This is a genomic window from Streptomyces sp. NBC_00341 (genome assembly GCF_041435055.1).
Lineage (GTDB): Bacteria > Actinomycetota > Actinomycetes > Streptomycetales > Streptomycetaceae > Streptomyces.
On sequence record NZ_CP108002.1, the window covers coordinates 857842 to 878937 of the forward strand.

Below are 21096 nucleotides of genomic sequence, written 5' to 3' on the forward strand. Positions count from 1 at the left end.
GGGTCCCGGCCCTGGTTCCGTTAGCCCGTCCGGCGGACAGCGGGGGACTCGGCCGGGCCCCGGCGCGAGCCCTTCCCCCTCTGTCGTTCCACGCCACGGAGGGTGGTCGCGCGCGGTGATCCACGGGGCGGACGCGCCGGCCCGGCGCTCTCACCGCAGGAGGCGCGGTCATGACGGACGATCAGGTGTTCCTCGGCCTGGGACTGATTGTGGTGCTGGCTGTCGGCTCCCAGCTGCTGGCGGGCCGGCTGCGGGTGCCGGCCCTGCTCGTCCTGCTGCCGGTCGGCTTCACCGCCGGCGCGCTGACGGACGACATCGATCCCCAACGGCTGCTCGGCACCGCCTTCTCGCCGCTGGTGTCGCTGGCCGTGGCGGTGATCCTCTACGACGCCGGACTCGGGCTGGATGTCAGCAGGCTCAAGGGCCACAACCGCCGTGTCGTGGTCCGGCTCATCTGGATCGGGACGGTGCTCACCGTGGTGTCGGCCGCGCTGTTCGCCGTGCCGGTACTCGACATGTCGATGTCCGGATCCGTGATGCTCGCGTCGATCCTGGTCGTCTCCGGCCCGACCGTCGTCGGGCCGCTGCTCAACTTCGTCCGGCCCAGCGAGCGGTTGCAGCGCGTGCTGATCTGGGAGGGGTCCCTGATCGATCCGGTCGGCGGGATCCTGGGGGCGCTGGTCTTCCACGGGGTGCTCGCGGGCGACCGGCCGGGGTTCGGCCGTCAGCTGGGGCAGTTCGCGGCCAGCGCGGCGGTGGGCGTGGCCGGCGGTGCGGTCGGGGCGTGCCTGCTGTGGCTGCTGCTGAGCCGGGTGCGGCTGAGTGAGGAGCTGGGTACGTCGGTGCAGTTCGCCGCGGTGATCGGCGTGGCGGCGGCGTGCGACGCGCTGCGCGACGACACGGGGCTGATCTCCGCCGTCGTCATGGGGATGGCCGTCGCCAACCTGCCGGGCCCGGACGTACCGGTGCGGAGGCCCTTCTTCGACACACTGGTCTCGCTCACCATCGGTCTGCTCTTCATCTCCATCTCGGCCACGGTCACTCCCGCCTCCCTGCGGCACGTGGTGCTGCCGTCGCTGGCGCTGGTCGCGCTGCTGGTCCTGGTGACCAGACCCCTGGTGGCCCACCTCGCGACGCTCGGAACCGATGTGCCGCGCGGGGAAAGGTGGTTCATCGGCTGGATGGCCCCCCGGGGCATCGTCGCGGCGGCCACCGCCTCCACGTTCTCCGCGACCCTGGCCGACAAGGGCGTCGGCGGCGCGGAACGCATCCTGCCGGCCACCTTCGTGGTGATCGTCGCCACGGTCACGCTGTACGGCCTGACGGCGTTCCCGGTGGCCCGGCGGCTGCGGGTGCTGCGCCCGGCGAGGTCCAGGCCGCTGCTGGTGGGCGGCGCCCCGTGGACGGTCGACCTGGCGTGCGCGCTGCGCTCCGCGGGGCCGGACGTACTGATGTGGGCGGGCGCCGCCCCCGAGCGGGCGCGGATCGAGGAGGCGGGGCTGAAGCTGGCCCCCGGTGAGCTGCTCGCCTCCGCCACCGGCGCCGGGGCGGAGCTGGAGGGGATCAGCGGGGTGCTGCTGCTGACCGGTGAGGACGACTTCAACGCGCTCGCGTCGATGACGCTCCGGGAGACCTTCGAGGGCCCGGTCCACCGGCTCCGGCCGCCGTCCGCGAGTCACGGGGTGGTGGCCCCGTACACGGGTGGTGAGTCGCTGTTCGGTCCGGGACTCACCGGTCCCGAACTGGCCCGCAGGTACGAGGGCGGGGCGCGGGTGGTCAACCGGCCCTTCGACGGTGAGATCCCGGCCGGCGACGAGCTGCTGTTCGTGGTGAGCGCGGCCGGCCGGCTCACCCCGGTGACCGGCTCCGGCACGGCCGCGCCGGAGCAGGGCGACACCCTCGTCCTGCTGAGCCCGCCGTCGCGGCCCTGAATCAGATCATCCCGGATCAGAGATATCATCTCTCCTGTGAGAGAGATGGAGAGCGCCGAGCCGGACAACGTCGATGCCCGGCTGGCCGCACGGCTGGCCGAACTCCGCGCCGAGGCAGGCTGGTCGCTGGAGGAGCTGGCGCACCGCACGGGGGTGAGCCGTTCGACGCTCTCGCGGCTGGAGCGCGGCGAGCTGAGCCCGACCGCGGCCCTGCTCGGACGGCTGTGCACGGTCCACGGGCGGACCATGTCGCGGCTGCTCCTCGAAGTGGAGTCGGAGCCGCCGCAGCTGGTGCCCGCCGGGCGCCAGCCGGTGTGGCGCGACGCGGAGTCCGGCTTCGTACGCCGCTCGGTCTCACCCCCGCACCCGGGGCTGCGCGCGGAGGTCGTCGAGGGGGTGCTCGGCGCGGGCGCCTCGATCGCGTACGAGAACCCGCCCGTCCCCGGCCTCGAACAGCACATCTGGGTCCTGGAGGGGACGGTCGAGATCACCGTGGACGGCACGGTGCACACCGTCCGCACCGGCGACTGCCTGCGCTTCCGGCTCCGCGGGCCCTCGCGTTTCCACTGTCCGGGCCCGGCCGGGGTCCGCTATGCACTGATGATCGTTCTGCCCTGAAAGGACCTGTCGTATGACCGAGATCGTCCAGGTGTCCGGACCCGAACTGGTCACGTACGCCGATGAGCTGGCCGCACTCCTGGTGGAGATCGTGGACGGCGGGGCCTCCGTCGGATTCCTCGCACCGCTGGACCGGGACGCGTCGGCCTGCTGGTGGCGGGAGCAGGCCGCGTCCGTCTCTGCCGGGCGCCTCCAGGTCTGGATCGCCCGGGACGGTGAGCGGGTCGCCGGGACCATCGGCCTGGTCCGGGCGCCGTTGCCCAACGCCCGCCATCGCGCGGAGGTCACCAAGCTGATGGTGCGTCCGTCGGCGCAGGGCCGGGGTCTGGGCCGACGGCTGCTGGACGCCGTCGAGGAGACGGCGGCCGGGGACGGTGTGACGCTGCTCGTCCTGGACACCGAGAACGACAGCGCCGCCGAGCGGCTCTACCGCTCCGCGGACTGGACCGCGTGCGGATCGGTCCCCGGCTACGCCGCCGACCCGGCGGGGGCCCTCAGGCCGACCACCTACTACTACAAGGCGGTCGGCCCGGGGCCGGCTCAGGCTGCGAGCCCGTCGGAGTCCTTGTAGACGACGCCGTCCTTCATCACCACCAGGACGTTCGCGGGGTCACCGAGGGCGTGGATGTCGTCGAGCGGATTGCCGCGGGCTATGACGACGTCGGCGCGCTTGCCGGGCTCCAGGGTGCCGGTCTCGTGGGCGATGCCGAGGAGTTCGGCGGCCTCCGCGGTACCGGCGCGCAGCGCGCCCATCGGGGTCATTCCGCAGTCCACGAGGTGGCCCAGCTCGCGCAGGTTGGTGCCGTGCTCCGCGATGCCGCAGTCGGTTCCCATGGCGACCCGCACCCCGCGCTCGATGGCGTGCGGGATGTGCGTGCGGGCGACCTCCTGCCAGTGCTTCTTCTTCGCGTACGCCCAGGGCGCCGCCTTCTTCGGGTCCGGGTCGGTGTGGGCGGTGGTGAGCGTCGGCACGAGGAACGTGCCGCGCTCCAGCATCAGGTCGATGGCCTCGTCGTCGATCTCGTAGCCGTGCTCGATGCTGGCGACCCCGCCCCGTACGGCGTTGAGGATGCCGCCCCTGCCCTGGGCGTGGGCGGCGACCTTCTTGCCGCGGTGTCCGGCGGCGATCTCCGTGATCGTGCGGATCTCGTCCTCCAGGAACCCGTCGTCGTCGGGCTGGTCGGTGGGGCTCCAGACGCCGCCGGTCGCGGCGATCTTGACGCAGTCGGCGCCCTGGCGCAGCACGCCGCGCACCGCCCGGCGGCATTCGGCGGTGCCGTCGGCCAGCCGCCCCATGGTGTTGTCGTTGGCGCGGTCGTCGTTCCCCGACCGGAAGTCGCCGTGCCCGCCGGTCGGACTGAGCATGGCGACGGCCACCAGGAGCCGGGGGCCCACCAGCAGTCCGGACTCGACGGCCCGGCGGTGTCCGGCGTCCGCCCCGCCGAGGTCCCTGGCGGTGGTGACCCCGGCTTCGAGCGTCGCCCGCATCCGGGGTGCGGCGAGGAAGGTGAGCAGGCTGCGGGGCATGGTGGCGATCTCGGCATGGCTCAGTGCGGTGCCGGGCGCGGCCATGTGGACGTGGCAGTCGATGAAGCCGGGCAGGATCGTGCCGCCGCGGACATCGACGCGCCGGGTCCCCTCCGCGGTCGCCGGACAGTCCGCGGACGGGCCCGCCCAGCGGACGCGCCCGTCCTCGATGAGCACCGCGCCGTCCCGGACGGGTTCGGCGCCCGTGCCGTCGATGAGCAGGCCGTTGTGCAGGAGTACGGGGGTGGTGGGAGCGGGCATGGCGCTGTTCCTTCCCTGGAGGGTGCGGATCGGGGTGGGTGGCGGGTCAGTCGAGGGCGGTACGGGGCCGGGCCACGACGGCTGCCGCGACGGCGACCAGGACCGACACGCCGGCGCAGCACCACCAGACGGTGGTGTAGGCGTCGATCGTGGGGATCTTCGTGCCCTTGAAGGTGATCGCGGTCAGGATGGCCGCGAAGACGGCTCCGGCGACAGAACCGCCGACTGTCTTGGCGGTGTTGTAGATGCCGGTGGCGATCGCGGTGCGCTCGTGCGGGCTGGCGTCGACGATGAGGACGGGCATGGCGCTGAGGGCCAGGCCGACGCCCGAGCCGACGATGGCGTTGACGACGACGAACTGCCAGGGCTCGTCGTGCGCCATGATCAGGAAGACGTAACCGGCCGCCATGAGGAGCCCGCTGAGCGCGAGGGCGCCGCGTCCGCCGATCAGCCGGAAGAGCCGGGAGGCGACGAGCGAGGCGGCGAACGCCATCACGCCGGACGGCAGCATCAGCCACGCGATTCCGAGGGCGTCGTAGCCGAATCCGTATCCGAGCTTGTCGCCGGGCGAGGAGACGAAGAGGACGGCGGCGGTCTGGGCGCCGAAGAGCGCGGTGCCGAGCAGGAAGCTGGCCGCGTACACGGGGAGCAGGGTGCGCCGCACGGTGAGGCGGATGTCGACGATGGGCTCCGCGACGCGGAGCTCGACCAGGACCCAGACGACGAGCGTGGCGGCGGCGACCGCGAGGAGCGTCAGGGTCCGGCCGTCGCTCCAGCCCCACTTGGGCCCCTGGGAGATGCCGAGCAGCAGCGTGGCGAGTCCGACGCTGAGCAGCCCGGCGCCGGCCCAGTCGACCCGGCCCCGGGCGCGGGTCTTCGACTCGGGTACCAGGAAGAAGACGACTCCGGCGCACAGGACGGTCGTGACGGCCGGGATCCAGAGCACGCCGTGCACCGAGGAGATGACTTCGCGCAGGAGACCGGCGATGACCATGCCGGCGCTGGCGCCGAGGGTGAGTGCGCCGACCAGCAGGGCGATGGCGCTTCGGGCGCCCGCCGCGTCGAGGCGGTCGCGGACCAGGCCGATCTCCAGCGGGAGGAGCGCGGCGAGCGGTCCCTGCAGGACGCGCCCGACGAGCAGCACCTCGAAGGAGGGCGACCAGGCGACCAGGACGGAGCCGGCGACGAGGCAGAGGACCGCGATGCGCAGCAGCCGCCGGTGGCCGTACATGTCCCCGAGCCGGCCGAACAGCGGTACGGAGACGGCGGCGGCGAGGAGTTGTGCGGCGTTGACCCAGTTGAGGTCGCCCGCTCCGACGTGGAGGACGGTGCCGAGTTCGGGCAGCAGGGCCGGCATCATCCCCTGGATGATGCCGCTGGTCAGTTCGACGAAGACCAGGAATCCGACGACCGCGGCGACGCGGGCGCCGCCGAGGCCAGGCGCGCCGGCGCCCGCGGTGGGCTGGATACGCGACATGGGGATCTCCACTTGGGCACGGCCGCGCACACGGGCGCGGCGGAGGGTGGTGGGGCAGGAAGAGTTCGCTGTGCGGGCACTTCCAAGGACGGAAGCGGGTGCCGGCGGATCAGGCGGCCGGCCGCCGGGCGGCCGCGAGGAGGCCGCGGGCCACGGCCCCGACGACGGCCAGATCGGCCGGGCCAGGGGTGATGCCGACGGCCGCGAGGGCCTCCTCGATGCCGGCCGGGGCGTGGCCGGGTATGGAGGAGGCGGGTGCCGGTTCTTCGCGGTCCGGGTCGCGGAGCGGGGCGGGCCGGTGCCGGGGGTCGGGCGCGGCCCTGCGCAGATGCCAGGTGGTGACGGACTGGAAGGCCTCGCCCGCACGGAGCAGGGTGTGCTCGCTGCGGGGGCGGCCGGCCAGTTGGAGGGAGAGCGGCAGCCCGGCGGGGTCGGCGCCCATGGGCAGCGCGAGGGCCGGGAAGCCGGTGGGGTTCCAGACGGCGGTGAGGTTGAGCTCGTCGCCGGGTGCGGTTTCCCGGGCGTAGGGGCGGGCGGGCGCGGGCCAGGTCGGGGTGGCGATCACGTCGGCCCCGGCCGGGCCGTCCAGCCGCTCCAGCAGCGCGGCGGTGAGCCGTTCGCGGGTCCGCTGGGCGCGGAGGTAGAGGTGCGCGGGAATGAGTCCGCCCGCCGCGGCCAGCCGGCGGAAGCCCCGCCCGTGTCCGTCCCAGTCGGCGGCGAGCCGTTCGCCGTGCTCGGAGAAGGCCTCCGCGAGCATCGTGACGGCGTTGACCGCGAGCAGCTCCCCGAATTCGGGGAGTTCGAACTCCCTGACCTCGCAACCGAGTTCCCGTAGGTTCCGCAGCGCGTCCAGGAAGGCCGCGCGGCACGGTCCGGTGACGCCCGGCGCGTCGAGGAGCCCGTACGGGACGCCGACGCGCAGTCCGCGGATGTCCGCGGGACCGGGCGCGAGGCCCGGCTGCCCGGTCAGCGCGTCGAGGAGGAGCCCGCAGTCGCCGGCGCTGACGGCCATCGGCCCCAGGACGTCCTGCGAGGGGCTGAGCGGCAGGCAGCCGTCGGTGGGCAGCAGGCCGAAGGTGGTCTTCAGGCCGGTGGTGCCGCACAGGGCGGCGGGCAGCCGGACGCTGCCGGAGGTGTCGCTGCCGAGGGCCCCGAGGAAGAGCCCGGAGGCGATGCCCGCACCGTTGCCGGTGCTCGATCCGCCGGTCCACCGCTCCGGGTCCCAGGGGTTGCGGGGCACCGGGAAGGGGTGGGCGGGGTCGGGACGGCCCATGGCGTACTCGGCCATGGTGGTCTTGCCGAGGACGACGGCCCCGGCGCGGCGCAGCCGGGCGACGGCGGGCGCGTCGAGCCCGCGCCACCAGTGCGGGTCATGGGCGGGGCTCTGCGCGGTGGCCGGGCCCTCGACGGTGGCGAGGTTGTCCTTCACGGCGAGCGGCAGCCCGTGCAGCGGGCCGCGTTCGGCGGCCGGGCGGGAGTCGGCCGTGCGGGCCGCGGCGAGTGCCTGTTCCGGGAAGCGGGTCACGTACACGCCGAGCAGCGGATCGAGCGCGTCGGCGTCGGCGAGTGCGGCGGCGACGAGCTCACGGCTGCCGACGGCGCCCGACCGGAGGGCGCGGGCGGCCTCGGTGAGGGTGGCGAAAGGCTGCTGCACGGGGCGCCTCCGGGGGCGGGAAACTGGCTGGATCTGATGAGGTAGGGCGATGCTAATCTCCGATCATGAGGTGACATCGAATTGCTTATCTCTGTCATGAATCACGATCCAATGCAGTTTTTTCCCATAACGATTCCCGATGCGGATCCCAGATGACTGAAAACCTGCCCCCGCTCAGCGAGCTCGATCTGGCCCTGGTCAACGCCCTGCAGATCAGCCCCAGGGCGCCCTGGACGGAGCTGGCGAAGGCGCTGGACATCGACGCCGCGACCGTCGCCCGGCGCTGGGAGCGGCTGCGGACGGCGGGCCACGCCTGGGTGACCGCCTATCCCTTCGGCGGCTCGGGAGCCGGTGCGCTGATCGAGATCGACTGCGCGCCGGGGCAGGCGGGTGCGGTGGCCGAGCAGCTCTCCGCGGACCCGCACGCGGTGACCGTGGAGCACGCGGCGGGCGGCCGCGACCTGCTGATCACAGCAATGGCCACCGGTTTCGGCGCACTCTCGCGCTACATCGTGGACCGGCTCGGCACGATCCCCGGCATCACGGCGACCCGGGCCCATCTGGTCACCCGCAGTTACACGGAGGGGAGTGTCTGGCGGCTGACGAGCCTGAGCCGCTCCCAGCAGGAGGCGCTGGCCGCGTCCCGGCGCTCGGCGCTGGGCGGCTCCCAGCAGTCGCCCGAGTACGCGGAGCTGGTCACGGCTATCGGCGAGAACGGGCGGATGTCGCTGAGCGAACTCGCCGAGACACTGGGCGTCTCGGTGAACACCGCGAGCCGCCGGCTGAACCGGCTGCTGGAATCCGGCCGGCTGGTGCTGCGCTGCGACCTGACCCGCTCACTGTCCGGCTCACCGGTCGCGGTGACCTTCTTCGGCACTGTCTCGCCCGAGCATCTGGACTCCACGGCAAGGGAGTTGGCGAGGCTTCCGGAGATCCGGCAGTGCCTCGGCCTGGCCGGCCCGCAGAATCTGATCGCGACGGTCTGGGTCTCCTCGCTGGTGGATGCCCAGGACCTGGAGGTACGGCTGGCCGCGGCCCTCCCCCATCTGCGGATCGCCGACCGGGCGGTCGCGCTGCGCGCGGTCAAGCTGATGGGCAGGCTGCTGGATCCGGACGGCCGTGCGATCGGCTTCGTCCCGATGAACCTGTGGGCGTAAGTGGGGGCCTGCGGGCGTAAGAATGGCAGTGAAAGTCACTTACTAGGAGATCCTCATGACGCTTTACGACATTCCCCTCCACACCCTGACCGGCGAGCCGACCACCCTGGGCGACTACCGGGGCCAGGCCGTCCTGCTGGTGAACGTCGCCTCCAAGTGCGGGCTGACCCCGCAGTACGCCGGACTGGAGCGGCTCCAGAAGACTTACGGGGACCGGGGGTTCACCGTGCTCGGCGTGCCGTGCAACCAGTTCGCCGGCCAGGAGCCCGGGAGCTCGGAGGAGATCCAGGCGTTCTGCTCGGCGACGTACGGGGTGAGTTTCCCGCTGCTGGAGAAGACGGACGTCAACGGCGCGGGCCGGCACCCGCTCTACGTGGAGCTGACGAAGCTCGCGGACGCCGACGGCGAAGCCGGTGACGTGAAGTGGAACTTCGAGAAGTTCCTGCTCTCCCCGGCGGGCGAGCCGGTCGCCCGGCTCCGTCCCGCCACCGAGCCGGAGGCCCCGGAGCTCGTCGCGGCCATCGAGGCCCAGCTTCCCGCCTGAAGCGATGCCGCCGGGTGGCCTGCGGCCGGATCGCCGCCCGCCGCCCGGTGGCGCTCCGGCCCGCCGCTCAGGCGTGGCTGAGCAGGAGCGAACCCTTGGGGTAGGTGACACCGGCGTTCACATTCGCCACCTGGATGCTCACGGGCGTGCCTTCCTTGATGTTGCCGCTCTTCCACGGGCTGCAGTAGGGGGAGTTGTGACCTCGGGTGCTCGCGACCCGGTCCCAGGTCCCGTCGCGGCCGATGTCGAGCTTCACCTCGATACCCCAGCCGTCCGCGCTCGTGTCGCAGGCGCGGATCGAGTCGCCGGGGATGCCGCCGTAGGGGTCGGGGTTCCATTCCCCGTATCCGCCGAAGGTCGCCTCGATCGGCTTCGGCGCGGCCGCGGCCGTGCCCTGTGCGGCGATGACGAGGCCGAACGCCGCCACGGCGGCGGCCACGACCCGCCTTCCGGTGAACCTCGGCATGGTGCGTCCCCCTCCATCGGCCAGTCACGATCTTCACGGGGAATCTACAGGTGCATGGCAGGTGCACACCATCCGCCCGCGCCAAAGGACCGGCCCCCGTCTCCTGCCGGTGCGGCGGGAGACGGGGGCCGGTCCTGCGGTGCGGGCGGCCTGGCCGGGCGTCAGCGGATGGGCATCCCGGACAGCGTGCGGGCGATCACCAGGCGCTGGATCTCGCTGGTGCCCTCGAAGATCGTGTAGATCGCGGCGTCCCGGTGCATCCGCTCCACCGGGTACTCACGGGTGAAGCCGTTGCCGCCCAGGATCTGGACCGCCTGCGCGGTGACCTCCTTGGCCGTCTCACTCGCGTACAGCTTGGACATGGAGCCCTCGGCCGACTCGAACGGCTTTCCGGCGGCCGCCATCCAGGACGCGCGCCAGACCAGGAGGCGGGCCGCGTCGATCCGGGTGCGCATGTCGGCGAGCTGGAACGCGATGCCCTGGTTGTCGATGATCGGGCGGCCGAACTGGGTCCGGGTCTTCGCGTAGTCGAGCGCGACCTCGTACGCGGCACGGGCGGTGCCGACCGCCATCGCGCCGACGGCCGGGCGGGACGCCTCGAACGTGGCCATCGCGGCGTTCTTCACCCGCTCGCCGCCACCGGAGGCGGCGCGCTCGCGGGCCCGCGCGAGGCGCTGGTCGAGCTTCTCCTTGCCGCCGAGCAGGCAGTGGCCCGGGACGCGCACGTCCTCCAGGACGACCTCCGCGGTGTGCGAGGCGCGGATGCCGTGCTTCTTGAACTTCTGCCCCTGGGAGAGCCCGGGGGTGCCGGGCGGCACGATGAAGGAGGCGTGCCCCTTGGAACCGAGCTCCGCGTCAACGACCGCGACCACGACGTGGACGTTGGCGATGCCACCGTTGGTCGCCCAGGTCTTGGTGCCGTTGAGCACCCACTCGTCCTTGGCCTGGTCGTACACCGCGCGGGTGCGCATCGAGGCGACGTCGGAGCCGGCGTCGGGCTCGGAGGAGCAGAAGGCGGCGACCTTCACATCGTTCGCGTCGCCGTACATCTGCGGGATCCAGGTGCCTATCTGCTCCTCGGTGCCGTTGGCGAGGACGCCGACGGCCGCCAGGCCCGTACCGACGATCGACAGGGCGATGCCCGCGTCGCCCCAGAAGAGCTCCTCCATCGCCATCGGGATGCCGAGGCCGGTCGGGTCGAAGAACTGCTGGGCGTAGAAGTCAAGGGAGTAGATGCCGACCTTGGCCGCCTCCTGGATGACGGGCCAGGGCGTTTCCTCACGCTCGTCCCACTCCGAAGCGGCCGGACGGATCACATCCGCGGCGAAGCCGTGCAACCAGTCACGGACCTGCTTCTGGTCGTCGTTGAGTTCGAGCGTGAACTCGGCCATTTTCCCCTCCACGTACTGCTGTCAAAAACCGTTCGTTACTTGCGGTAACAACAGTCTGTTACCGGCAAGTAGCCTCTGTCAACCGGTCAACCACAGATCCGCGCACCGCTGGACAGGGTGTTACGTTGCGCAGGCAGGACGGACAGGCACGGCCAGGGGTGGGAGAAACAGCATGGAGACCACACGACAGGCGGAGCGGCAACGGTCCGCGGCAGAACGCCGCCGCCGCGAGCTGCTCGAAGCCGCCGACCGCGTGGTGCTCAGAGACGGCCCGGGGGCCTCGATGAACGCCATCGCGGCGGAGGCCGGAATCACCAAGCCCATCCTCTACCGTCACTTCGGCGACAAGGGCGGCCTCTACCGCGCCCTCGCGAAACGGCACACCGACGCGCTCCTCAGCGCGCTGCGGGCGGCGCTCGACGCCCCCGCCGACCGCCGCGCCCGGGTCGAGGCGACGCTCGACACCTATCTCGCCGCGATCGAGGCCCGTCCGCAGGTCTACCGGTTCCTGATGCACCCCTCCGACGACGCGGCACCCTCGTCCGAGCAGGGCTTCGACGTCGGGCGCCACTCGGCCCCGCTGCTGCGCCGCCTCGGCGAGGAGCTGGCCGCGGTCATCGCGGAGCGGGTGGACCTCGGGGCCGACAGCCAGGTCATGGCCCGGATCTGGGGTCATGGCATCGTCGGCATGATGCACGCGGCGGGCGACTGGTGGCTGGGCGAACGCCCCTGCTCACGGGCCCAGCTGGTGAGCAGCCTGGCCGATCTGCTGTGGGGCCGGCTGTCCGCGGCGGGCGACCGCCCCGGTGGCCCCGGGTTCTGAAACCGCGCGATACCGCTCGCCGGTCAGCCGGGCCGCCCCCAGGGCGCCCGGCGGGCCGCGCGCAGGGCCCGCGCCCGCCGCAGCCCGGTCAGCCGGTCGGTGTAGACGGCGCCGTCCAGGTGGTCGCACTCGTGCTGGAGGCAGCGCGCGAAGAAGCCGGTGCCGCTGACCCGCACCGGCTCGCCCTCGACCGTGACCCCTTCGACCACCGCGTGGTCGAAGCGGGGCGTGCCGGCCTCGATGCCCGGCAGCGAGAGGCAGCCCTCCGGGCCCCGCACGGTGATGCCGTCGGCCTCGACGAGGGTGGGGTTGACGAGGTGCCCCAGGTGCCGGACGTCCTCGTCGTCGGGGCAGTCGTACACGAACACCCTTAGCGCCACGCCGACCTGGTTGGCCGCGAGCCCGACTCCGTTCGCGGCGTACATCGTGGCGAACATGTCCTCGACCAGCCGGGCGAGCGGGGACCCGAAGTCCGTGACGGGTTCGCAGGCGCCGTGCAGCACGGGGTCACCGAGCAGGCTCATGGCCCGGACGCGTCCGGAGCTGCCGGGGATCGGGCGGTTTCGCATGGCGGCCATCGTACGGTCCGACGTTGCGCCGGACGCACGGCCGCCGCCCGGCTCGGAGGCTACCCCGCTTACGCATCCCTGGGCGAAATGCCAAGATTTCTTCGATATGCGGCAATCCGCCCCTTCGTCGGCCTCGAATTCCTCATAGAGCCACCGAACGCCGCTCGCACCGGGCCACCCGGCGTCCGAAGCAACACGGAGCAGCCCGGAGCAGCCCGCCAAGGGCCGCGTCACCGTGCGTCACAGGTGACCCCATCGCCGCCCAGGGAGCCCCCCATGCCAGGAAAGCGAGTCGCCACACTGCCGCCGGACCCCGGGAGGGCCGCGGCCCACGACAGTGCCGCTGCCGTACCGCGCGACGTCGAAGCGGCGTTCCGGGACGTTCTCTCGGATGTCATGCACCTCGACCGGGTGACGGCGGACAGCCACTTCTTCGACGAGCTGGGTGCCGACTCCCTGGTGATGGCCCACTTCTGCGCACGGGTGAGGAAGCGCGCGGATCTGCCGCCGGTCTCGATGCGGGATGTCTACGCGCACCCCACCGCCGGTGAACTGGCGACCGCGCTGGCGACCGCCGCGCCCACCTCCCCGACCGGGCCCGCCGATCCCGCCGAGATCGCCGAGATCGCCGAGATCGCCGGGGAAGCCCTCCCCGCTCCCCCGCCTGCGGCCCCCGCCGGCCGGGCCGGGTACCTCCTGTGCGGGACGCTCCAGCTCGTGGCCTTCGTCGCCTACTCGTGCGTCATCGCGTTCATCACGGTCCGGGGCTACGAGTGGATAGCCGCCGGGTCCGGCGTGCTCTCCGGGTACCTCCGCTCCGTCGCGTTCGGCGCCGGGGCCCTGTTGGGTCTCTCCGCGCTGCCGATCGCCGCGAAATGGGTTCTCGTCGGGCGCTGGAGGCCCCAGGAGATCCGGATCTGGAGCCTCGCGTACGTCCGGTTCTGGATCGTCAGAACGCTCGTCCGCGCCGACCCGCTGGTGCTGTTCGCCGGATCGCCGCTGTACACGCTCTACCTCAGGGCGCTGGGCGCGAGGATCGGGAAGGGCGTGGTGATCTTCTCCCGCAACGTGCCGCTCTGCACCGACCTGCTCACCGTCGGGGACTCCTCCGTCATCCGCAAGGACTCGTTCCTCTCCTGCTACCGGGCCCATGACGGTCTGATCCAGACCGGCACCGTGACCCTCGGCAAGGACGTCGTCGTCGCCGAGGCCTCGGTGCTCGACATCGGGACGTCCATGGGCGACGGCGCCCGCCTGGCCCACGCCTCCGCCCTGCACCGCGGCCAGCGCGTACCCGCCGGCGAGCACTGGCACGGTTCACCGGCGCAGCGCGCCGGGGCGGAGTACCGGGTGGTGGAACCGGCGGCCTGCGGCACCCTGCGCAGGGCGGTCCACGGCGGCACCCAGCTGCTGAGCGCGCTCCTGGTGTACCTGCCACTGGCCGTCGGCGGGATCGGGATGCTGCTCGCCGGGGCCCCGCAGCTCTCGGCGGTACTGGACCCGGGGCCCTCGGTCCTCACGACCTGGGCCTTCTACCGGGACACCCTGGCGGCCTCGTTCGTCCTGCTCTTCGTGATCGTGCCGCTCGCCTTCCTGCTGCTCGCCACCGTCCCCCGGCTGCTGAGCCGCACCATCGAGCCGGACAAGGTCTATCCGCTCTACGGCTTCCACTACGGGGTGCACCGCGCGATCACGCTGCTGACCAACCGGCGCTTCCTCACCCGCCTGTTCGGTGACAGCTCCGGCATCGTCCCCTACCTCCGCCTGCTCGGGTACGACCTTTCCCGCGTCGAGCAGACAGGGTCGAACTTCGGTACCGAGGTCAAGCACGAGACGCCGTACCTGAGCACGGTAGGGACGGGAACGATGGTGGCCGACGGGCTGTCGGTCAACAACGCCGAGTTCTCCAGCACTTCGTTCCGCGTCTCCCGGACGGCCATCGGCGCACACAGCTTCCTGGGCAACAGGATCGCCTACCCCGCGCGGAGCAGCGTCGGGGACAACTGCCTGCTGGCGACCAAGGTCATGGTCCCGGTCGACGGCAGGACCCGCGAGGGCGTCGGCCTCCTCGGCTCGCCCTGCTTCGAGATCCCCCGGTCGGTCCAGCGCGACAGCAGCTTCGACCGCATGAAGAGCGGCGAGACGCTGCGCAACGGCCTGGCGGCCAAGAACAGGCACAACGCCGCTTCCATGGGGCTGTACCTGATGGCGCGGTGGTGCTACGCCTTCGTGGTCACCCTGGTGATGTCGGGTGCCGCGGAGCTGTACACCTCGGTGGGCGCCACGGCGATCGCGCTGGGCAACGTGCTCCTCGTCGTGGTGAGCGCCGGGTACTTCGTCATGGTGGAACGCCTCGTCACGGCGTTCCACCCGCCGGGTCCGCTGTTCTGCTCGATCTACGACCGCCGCTTCTGGCGGCGCGAACGCTTCTGGAAGGTGCCGTCCGAGACGTATCTCCGGGTCTTCGACGGGACACCGTTCAAGAGTCTGATCTGGCGGTCGCTGGGGGTCCGGATCGGGCGCGAGGTCTTCGACGACGGCTGCTATCTGACGGAACGCACGATGGTCACCATCGGGGACCGCGCCACGCTCAACGCCGGCAGCGTCGTCCAGTGCCATTCGCAGGAGGACGGCGCCTTCAAGTCCGCCCGCACCACGATCGGATCGCACTGCACCCTCGGCGTCGGGGCCTTCGTGCACTACGGGGTGACGATCGACGACGGGGCCGCTCTCGCTCCGGACTCCTTCCTGATGAAGGGCGAGTCGGTCCCGCGCGACGCGCTGTGGGGCGGCAACCCCGCACGCCAGATACGGGCGGGCGGCGCCCGTAGCGAGGAGGCGGCACGATGAACACGCCCGCACGGACCGGAGCCGAGTACTGGCGCGAGGTGCTGACCGCCGGCGGGTCCACCGCCCTCCCGAGGTGGACGCGCAGTCCGACGCCGGGCACCGCGACGGTCGAGACAGCCTTCCCGGACGCCCTGGCCGCGGAGTTGACCGTACTGGCGCGCTCGATGGGCGTCTCGCCCACCGCGCCGCTGCTGGCCGGCCATGCCCGGGTCCTCGCCGCGCTGTCCGGTGAACCCGGTGTCACCACGGGATACGTCCCCGCCGTGGACGCCGGGCCGTTGCTCTGCCGACTGACGACCGGTGCCGCCTCGTGGCGGTCCCTCCTGCTGCACGCGGATCGCGCCGAGGCGGAACTGCTGGCCCACCGGGGATACCCGGTCGAGGCCCTCAGGCGGCGGCTGCGGCTCCCCGTCACCGCGCCGGAGGCGGTGTTCGACCCGACCGGCCGGGCCGGACCCGTACCGGGCGCCGTCTTCAGCGTCGGGTTCACGCGCCGCGACGGCCGCGACGTGCTGCGGCTGCGCTACCGGACCGACGCGCTCGACGCGGAGGCCGCGACCAGGATCGCCGGCTACCACCTCAACGCGCTGCGGCTGATCGCGGCCGATCCCGACGCGGCGCACGGGCGGCAGAGCCTGCTGTCACCGGGCGAACTGCGCCTCCAGCTCGACGGACTCGCCGGGCCGCAACGGGAGCTGCCCGGCCTCCGCTTCCACCAGCTCTTCGAACAGCGGGTACGCGCGCACCCGGACAGCGTCGCTGCGGTCCACGGCGACAGGCGGTGGACGTACCGCGACCTCGACACCCGCGCCAACCGGCTGGCACACGCCCTGCTGGACGCGGGACTGACCAGGCAAGGGGTCGTCGCCCTGGTGACCGAACGGAGCCTGGAATGGATGGCCGCCGTACTCGCGATCCTCAAGTCCGGCGGCGTCTACCTCCCCGTAGATCCCCACTTCCCGGCCGGGCGCATCGCCGCCGTGCTCACCCGCGCCGACTGCGGGCTGGTGCTCACCGAACCGGGCAGCACCGCGACGCTCGACCGCGCGCTGGACTCCCTGCCGGGCGCACGGAAGCTGCTCATCGGCCCGCTCTGCGAACCGCGTCCCGAGGACACCGGTTCCGGGACGCGCGCCGACGCCGGTCCCGGTGTGCCCGTCGGCGCCCGCGATCTGGCCTATGTCCTCTTCACCTCCGGCTCCACCGGCGAGCCGAAGGGCGCGATGGTGGAGCACGCCGGCCTGCTCAACCATCTCCTCGCGAAGATCGACGATCTGGGGATCGGGGAGGCGGACGTGGTCGCCCAGACCGCCCCCCAGTGCTTCGACATCTCGCTGTGGCAGCTGCTCTGCCCGCTGCTCACCGGCGGGACCACCCTCCTGGTCGGCCAGGAGGACGTTCTGGATGTCCGGCGCTTCCTCGACACGCTGGCGGACGGCCGGGCCGGCGTGGTCCAGGTCGTACCGTCCTACCTCGACGCCGTCCTGGCCTTCCTGGAGCGGCACCCGCGCGAACTGCCCGACCTGCGCTGCGTATCGGTCACCGGCGAGGCGGTGAAGAAGGATCTGGTCCGGCGCTGGTTCAGCGCCCGGCCCGGGGTCCGGCTCGTCAACGCCTACGGGCTGACAGAGACATCGGACGACACCAGTCACGCGGTCATGCACCGGGTGCCGGAATCCGACGCGGTGCCGATCGGGCGCCCGGTGGCCAACGTACGCATGTACCTCCTCGACGAGCACAGGTGTCCGGTGCCGCTGGGCGCCCCCGGCGCGATCGCCTTCTCCGGGATCTGCGTGGGCCGCGGATACATCAACGACCCCGAGCGGACCCGGGCCGCCTTCCTGCCGGATCCGTACCGGCGCGGGGAGCGGCTGCACCTGAGCGGTGACTACGGCCGCTGGCTCCCGGACGGGCAGCTGGAGTTCCTCGGCCGCCGCGACAGCCAGGTGAAGATCCGCGGCTTCCGCATCGAGACCGGCGAGATCGAGAACGCCCTGCTGACGGTCCCGGGCGTCCGCGACTCCGCCGTCGTGGTCACCGGAGGGGCGGCCGGCCGGGGGAAGCGCCTGATCGCCTTCTGCAGCGGCGTACAGCCGTCGCCGGCCGCCTCGGTGAGCGAGCACCTCGCCGAATCCCTGCCCGCGTACATGGTTCCGGCCGCCGTCCACTGGCTGAAGGCCCTGCCGCTGACCGCCAACGGGAAGACCGACCGAGCGGAACTGACCCGCCTCGCCGGCGAAACCGGGGCACCCGGGGCACCCGGGGCACCCGGCGGCCACGACGCCGCCGCCCTCCCCCGCACCCGTACCGAACGGCGGCTGGCGGCGGCCTGGGCCGAGGCGCTCGGGGTCCCGCCGGACGGGGTGGGGCGGCGGGACAACTTCTTCGACCGGGGCGGCACCTCGCTCTCCGCGGTCGGCGTCGTGATTTCCCTGGACCGGGAGGTCTCGCTCAAGGACCTCGTGCGCCACCCCGTACTGACCGATCTGGCCGCGCTCGTGGACGAGCGCGCTGCCCGTTGAACCGATCACCACCCTGAGGAGAGTGACATGTCCTCCATCGAGATAACGGCCTCACAGCTCGGCCCGGAGGCGGGGCCCGGCCCGACCGGTCAGCCCGGTCAGCCCGGTCAGCCCCCGGTGCTGCGGATCCCGGACACCCACGACCCGGCCGACTGGGCCACCGGGGCGCGCGAACGCCTGCGCGCCGAGCTCCTCACGCACGGCGCGGTCCTGGTCCGCGGGCTGGAGCTGCGCGAAGCGGCCGACGTCGCGGCGGTCCTGGGACAGCTGGCCGTCGAACCGGTGACGGAACGGGAGGCCTTCGCGCCCAGGGAGAGCTACGCCCCCGGAGTGCACTCCGCGTCTCCCTGGCCACCGGACCAGCCGATGTGCATGCACCACGAGCTGAGCTACACGCTCGGCTTCCCCGCCCTGCTGCTCTTCGCCTGCCTCACCGGTCCCACCAGCGGCGGAGCCGTCGGCCTCGCCGACGCGGCGGCCGTGCTCGACGCCCTGCCCCTCGACCTCGTCGAACGGTTCGAGCGCGAGGGCTGGCTGCTGAACCGCAGCTACAACGGAGAGATCGGGGCCAGCGTCTCCCAGGCGTTCGGGACCGCCGACCGCGATGCCGTGGAGGGCTACTGCCGCGCCCACGCCATCACCTGGGACTGGCAGCCCGACGGCGGACTGCGGACCACGCAGCGCCGCGCGGCGGTGGTGCGCCATCCGGCCGGCGGACGGCGCTGCTGGTTCAACCAGATCGCCTTCCTGAACGAATGGACGCTCGCGCCCGAGGTGCGGGAGTACCTGGTCGACGAGTACGGGCCCGCCGGGCTGCCGTTCAACACCCGGTACGGCGACGGCGAGCCCCTGGAGGAGGAGGTCGTCCGGCTCATCGGTTCGGTCTACGCCGAACACACCGTGCGCCTGCCGTGGCGCGCCGGTGACCTGCTGCTCGTCGACAACATCCGTACCGCGCACAGCAGGGAGGCCTACGAAGGACCGCGCGACGTGGTCGTCGCGATGGCGTCCCCCACCCGGCTGGACACCTGCTCGCCGACGGCGGAGGTGGGGCAGCGATGAACACCGTCCAGGACCGCACGCCCGGGTCCACCGCACCCGGCGACATCGCCGTGCCCTCGTTCGCGGTGATCCCCGGCGGTCAGGTCCGGCGCGCCCTGGAGGGGCGCGAGAAGGACATCGTGGAAGTGGTCGAGGCGGCGTACCGCCTGCACGGCTCCGGCCGGACGGTGAACCCGCCCTCCTCGTTCCTGCGCTTCCCGGACCGGCCGACCGCCCGGATGATCGCGCTGCCCGCTTCGCTCGGCGGTACGGCGAGGGTGGACGGGCTGAAGTGGATCGCCAGCTTCCCGGAGAACGTGACGGCGGGCGTACCACGGGCCTCCGCCGTGCTGATCCTCAACGATCCGGACACCGGATACCCGTTCGCCTGTCTGGAGAGCTCGATCATCAGCGCGACGAGAACGGCCGCGTCGGCGGCGTCGGCCGCGGACCGGCTCAGCCGGGGCCGGCCCCGGCCGACCCGCGTCGGGTTCTTCGGAACCGGCCTGATCGCCCGGTACATCCACACCTATCTCGAAGGCTCCGGCTGGTCGTTCGACGACATCGGGGTGTACGACGTGTCCGCGGAGAGCGCGGCCGGCTTCCGGGTGTACGTGGAACAGTCCGGCAGCCCCGCGGCCGTCACCGTGCACCGGGATCCGCAGGAGCTGATCCGTACGAGCGATCTCGTGGTCTTCGCGACCGTGGCCGGGCAGCCGCACGTCAGCGACCCGGCGTGGTTCGGCCACAACCCCGTCGTGCTCCACGTGTCGCTGCGGGACCTCGCCCCGCAGGTCCTGCTGGCCTCGACCAACATCGTGGACGACATCGAGCACTGCCTCAGGGCCGGCACATCGCCTCATCTGACCGAGCAGCTCACGGGCAGCCGGAACTTCGTCAGCGGCACGCTCGACGACGTGATGGCGGGCCGGGTGGACGTGCCGGCGGACCGGCCCGTGGTGTTCTCGCCCTTCGGTCTCGGCGTGCTCGACCTCGCGGTCGGCGCCTACGTCTACGACGAGGTGGACCGCTCGGGCGAACTGCGGACCGTCGACGACTTCTTCCACGAACGCCGCCGGTACGGGTGAGGGCCACGGCCCGCAGTACGGACAGGACGCACCGCCCCAAGGAGGAGTTAGCCGTGTCGGTCATATCCGTTCCTCAGGACTTCAACGAGGAGGACCTCTACGTCGATGTGGAGCCGGTCTTCGGGCGCTCGCTGCTCCTCAAGTGCGAGGGCTTCAACTTCGCCGGCTCGATCAAGCTCAAGGCGGCCGCCGAGATGGTGGCGTCCGCCGAGCGCGGCGGCTCGCTGAAGGCCGACTCCGTCCTGGTCGAGTCCTCCTCCGGAAACCTCGGTGTCGCGCTGAGCATGATCGCGGCGAGCAAGGGATACCGGTTCATCTGCGTGACGGACTCACGCTGCAATCTCACGACGCGGCTGCTGATGGAGGCGCTGGGCAGCGAGGTGCGCAGCGTGGCGGGCGAGGAGTCCAACGGCGGCTTCCTCGGCGCGCGGCTGGACTACGTCCGGAGCCTCTGCGCCGCCGACGACCGGTGCGTGTGGCTGAGCCAGTACTCCAATCCGGCGAACTGGCGGGCGCACTACCTGACGACGGCGCCGGAGATCGCCCGCTCGTTCCCTGACCTGGACGTCCTGTTCGTCGGCGCGGGGACGACCGGGACCCTGATGGGCTGCGCGCGCTACTTCCGGGACCTGCGGCGACCGGTGCGGATCGTCGCGGTGGACACCGCAGGGTCTGTGGCGTTCGGCGGCACCCCCGGCCGCCGGATGATCCCGGGTCTTGGCATGAGCATGCGCCCACCGTTGCTGGACGAGTCGTACGTGGACGAGGTGGTCCGGGTCGAGGAGGCGGACACGATCCGCGCCTGCCGCCGGCTGGCCGGACGGGGCTTCCTCTTCGGCGGCTCCACGGGCACGGTGGTGAGCGGCGCGGTCGACTGGCTGGACCGGCGGGGGGCCCGGGACCTCACCGCGGTGGCCGTGGCACCGGACCTGGGCGAGCGCTACCTCGACACCGTGTACCAGGACAACTGGGTCCGGGACCTGTACGGCCGGGGGCCCCTCGACACCGCCCGGCCGGTCCCGGCCGCCCCCGGGACACCTGCGGCCTGAAGAGGCGTGACCTCGGTCACCCCTGCCTGTCGCGGCCCGCACCGCGAGGGGCGGGGCACGGGCGGTGCGATATGACGAGAGGTCAGGCCTCCCGGGCCGCGAGGAACCGGACCCCCTGAGCCGCCCGC

Annotated in this window: 17 protein-coding genes; 11 read left to right on the forward strand and 6 right to left on the reverse strand. The window is 72.4% G+C overall.

Annotated elements, in window-relative coordinates; all coding sequences use genetic code 11:
* The first annotated feature begins 170 nt into the window (after positions 1-170).
* The 3 genes from OG892_RS03775 to OG892_RS03785 are packed head-to-tail and all read left to right on the forward strand — an operon-like array spanning position 171 to position 3120.
* Complete coding sequence (locus tag OG892_RS03775) at positions 171-1931, forward strand: sodium:proton antiporter (RefSeq protein WP_073736173.1); 1761 nt, start codon at positions 171-173, stop codon at positions 1929-1931.
* Between the two features lie 45 nt (positions 1932-1976).
* Entirely contained in the window at positions 1977-2549 is a 573-nt protein-coding gene (locus tag OG892_RS03780; RefSeq protein ID WP_107421793.1) for a helix-turn-helix domain-containing protein, read from the forward strand.
* A 13-nt stretch (positions 2550-2562) separates the two neighbouring features.
* Entirely contained in the window at positions 2563-3120 is a 558-nt protein-coding gene (locus OG892_RS03785) for an N-acetyltransferase family protein (protein ID WP_371628449.1), read from the forward strand.
* Here the strand turns inward: OG892_RS03785 and OG892_RS03790 are convergent.
* The 3 genes from OG892_RS03790 to OG892_RS03800 all read right to left on the reverse strand — a co-directional run bounded on the left by OG892_RS03790 (position 3090) and on the right by OG892_RS03800 (position 7468).
* Positions 3090-4337: an amidohydrolase family protein gene (locus tag OG892_RS03790; protein WP_371628450.1), complete on the reverse strand. Its 1248-nt coding sequence runs from the start codon at positions 4335-4337 to the stop codon at positions 3090-3092. The two genes, OG892_RS03785 and OG892_RS03790, sit on opposite strands and share 31 nt — an antisense overlap.
* Positions 4338-4383: 46 nt before the next feature.
* Complete coding sequence (locus OG892_RS03795) at positions 4384-5814, reverse strand: MFS transporter (RefSeq protein WP_328867917.1); 1431 nt, start codon at positions 5812-5814, stop codon at positions 4384-4386.
* Positions 5815-5923: 109 nt separating this feature from the next.
* Positions 5924-7468, reverse strand: coding sequence for an amidase (locus tag OG892_RS03800; RefSeq protein ID WP_371628451.1), 1545 nt, complete (start codon positions 7466-7468; stop codon positions 5924-5926).
* Between the two features lie 152 nt (positions 7469-7620).
* Here OG892_RS03800 and OG892_RS03805 point away from each other — a divergent pair, with 152 nt between their 5' ends.
* Together OG892_RS03805 and OG892_RS03810 are read left to right on the forward strand one after the other, a co-directional pair.
* A complete protein-coding gene (locus tag OG892_RS03805; RefSeq protein WP_371628452.1) occupies positions 7621-8625 on the forward strand; it encodes an Lrp/AsnC family transcriptional regulator in 1005 nt (334 codons plus the stop codon).
* Positions 8626-8680: 55 nt separating this feature from the next.
* Positions 8681-9169 carry a glutathione peroxidase gene (locus OG892_RS03810; protein ID WP_073736180.1) on the forward strand — a complete coding sequence of 163 codons (489 nt, stop codon included), beginning with the start codon at positions 8681-8683 and terminating at the stop codon, positions 9167-9169.
* A gap of 67 nt (positions 9170-9236) precedes the next feature.
* Here OG892_RS03810 and OG892_RS03815 read toward each other — a convergent pair whose 3' ends face one another.
* Both OG892_RS03815 and OG892_RS03820 read right to left on the reverse strand, forming a co-directional pair.
* Entirely contained in the window at positions 9237-9635 is a 399-nt protein-coding gene (locus tag OG892_RS03815; protein WP_371628453.1) for a hypothetical protein, read from the reverse strand.
* Positions 9636-9796: 161 nt separating this feature from the next.
* Positions 9797-11026 (reverse strand): acyl-CoA dehydrogenase family protein, encoded by a 1230-nt coding sequence (locus OG892_RS03820; RefSeq protein ID WP_073736182.1) that lies wholly within the window; start codon positions 11024-11026, stop codon positions 9797-9799.
* Positions 11027-11198: 172 nt separating this feature from the next.
* On the opposite strand from OG892_RS03820, the gene OG892_RS03825 reads away from it, so the two are divergent.
* Positions 11199-11849, forward strand: a complete 651-nt coding sequence (locus tag OG892_RS03825; RefSeq protein ID WP_073736183.1) for a TetR family transcriptional regulator — start codon at positions 11199-11201, stop codon at positions 11847-11849.
* Positions 11850-11872: 23 nt separating this feature from the next.
* Here OG892_RS03825 and def read toward each other — a convergent pair whose 3' ends face one another.
* Positions 11873-12427 carry a peptide deformylase gene (def, locus tag OG892_RS03830; protein WP_073736184.1) on the reverse strand — a complete coding sequence of 185 codons (555 nt, stop codon included), beginning with the start codon at positions 12425-12427 and terminating at the stop codon, positions 11873-11875.
* Between the two features lie 267 nt (positions 12428-12694).
* Between def and OG892_RS03835 the strand changes: the two genes are divergently transcribed.
* Genes OG892_RS03835 through sbnA form a run of 5 tightly spaced genes read left to right on the forward strand, consistent with a single transcriptional unit; the run spans position 12695 to position 20968 of the window.
* Positions 12695-15268, forward strand: a complete 2574-nt coding sequence (locus OG892_RS03835; RefSeq protein ID WP_371628454.1) for a Pls/PosA family non-ribosomal peptide synthetase — start codon at positions 12695-12697, stop codon at positions 15266-15268.
* Positions 15265-17790: an amino acid adenylation domain-containing protein gene (locus tag OG892_RS03840; RefSeq protein WP_371628455.1), complete on the forward strand. Its 2526-nt coding sequence runs from the start codon at positions 15265-15267 to the stop codon at positions 17788-17790. Before OG892_RS03835 ends, OG892_RS03840 begins: the two co-directional genes overlap by 4 nt.
* Before the next feature lie 27 nt (positions 17791-17817).
* Positions 17818-18852 carry a TauD/TfdA family dioxygenase gene (locus OG892_RS03845; protein ID WP_371628456.1) on the forward strand — a complete coding sequence of 345 codons (1035 nt, stop codon included), beginning with the start codon at positions 17818-17820 and terminating at the stop codon, positions 18850-18852.
* A complete protein-coding gene (gene sbnB, locus OG892_RS03850) occupies positions 18849-19919 on the forward strand; it encodes a 2,3-diaminopropionate biosynthesis protein SbnB (protein WP_371628457.1) in 1071 nt (356 codons plus the stop codon). Before OG892_RS03845 ends, sbnB begins: the two co-directional genes overlap by 4 nt.
* Positions 19920-19972: 53 nt before the next feature.
* Positions 19973-20968: a 2,3-diaminopropionate biosynthesis protein SbnA gene (sbnA, locus tag OG892_RS03855; RefSeq protein WP_371628458.1), complete on the forward strand. Its 996-nt coding sequence runs from the start codon at positions 19973-19975 to the stop codon at positions 20966-20968.
* Positions 20969-21096: the final 128 nt, after the last annotated feature.

Coding starts and splice junctions, on each gene's coding strand:
- OG892_RS03840 (WP_371628455.1), top strand. CDS start 15,265: ATGAACACGCCCGCACGGACCGGAGCCGAGTACTGGCGCGAGGTGCTG.
- OG892_RS03790 (WP_371628450.1), bottom strand. CDS start 4,337: ATGCCCGCTCCCACCACCCCCGTACTCCTGCACAACGGCCTGCTCATC.
- OG892_RS03820 (WP_073736182.1), bottom strand. CDS start 11,026: ATGGCCGAGTTCACGCTCGAACTCAACGACGACCAGAAGCAGGTCCGT.
- OG892_RS03805 (WP_371628452.1), top strand. CDS start 7,621: ATGACTGAAAACCTGCCCCCGCTCAGCGAGCTCGATCTGGCCCTGGTC.
- OG892_RS03785 (WP_371628449.1), top strand. CDS start 2,563: ATGACCGAGATCGTCCAGGTGTCCGGACCCGAACTGGTCACGTACGCC.
- def (WP_073736184.1), bottom strand. CDS start 12,427: ATGGCCGCCATGCGAAACCGCCCGATCCCCGGCAGCTCCGGACGCGTC.
- OG892_RS03815 (WP_371628453.1), bottom strand. CDS start 9,635: ATGCCGAGGTTCACCGGAAGGCGGGTCGTGGCCGCCGCCGTGGCGGCG.
- OG892_RS03835 (WP_371628454.1), top strand. CDS start 12,695: ATGCCAGGAAAGCGAGTCGCCACACTGCCGCCGGACCCCGGGAGGGCC.
- OG892_RS03780 (WP_107421793.1), top strand. CDS start 1,977: ATGGAGAGCGCCGAGCCGGACAACGTCGATGCCCGGCTGGCCGCACGG.
- OG892_RS03810 (WP_073736180.1), top strand. CDS start 8,681: ATGACGCTTTACGACATTCCCCTCCACACCCTGACCGGCGAGCCGACC.
- OG892_RS03825 (WP_073736183.1), top strand. CDS start 11,199: ATGGAGACCACACGACAGGCGGAGCGGCAACGGTCCGCGGCAGAACGC.
- sbnB (WP_371628457.1), top strand. CDS start 18,849: ATGAACACCGTCCAGGACCGCACGCCCGGGTCCACCGCACCCGGCGAC.
- OG892_RS03845 (WP_371628456.1), top strand. CDS start 17,818: ATGTCCTCCATCGAGATAACGGCCTCACAGCTCGGCCCGGAGGCGGGG.
- OG892_RS03795 (WP_328867917.1), bottom strand. CDS start 5,814: ATGTCGCGTATCCAGCCCACCGCGGGCGCCGGCGCGCCTGGCCTCGGC.
- OG892_RS03775 (WP_073736173.1), top strand. CDS start 171: ATGACGGACGATCAGGTGTTCCTCGGCCTGGGACTGATTGTGGTGCTG.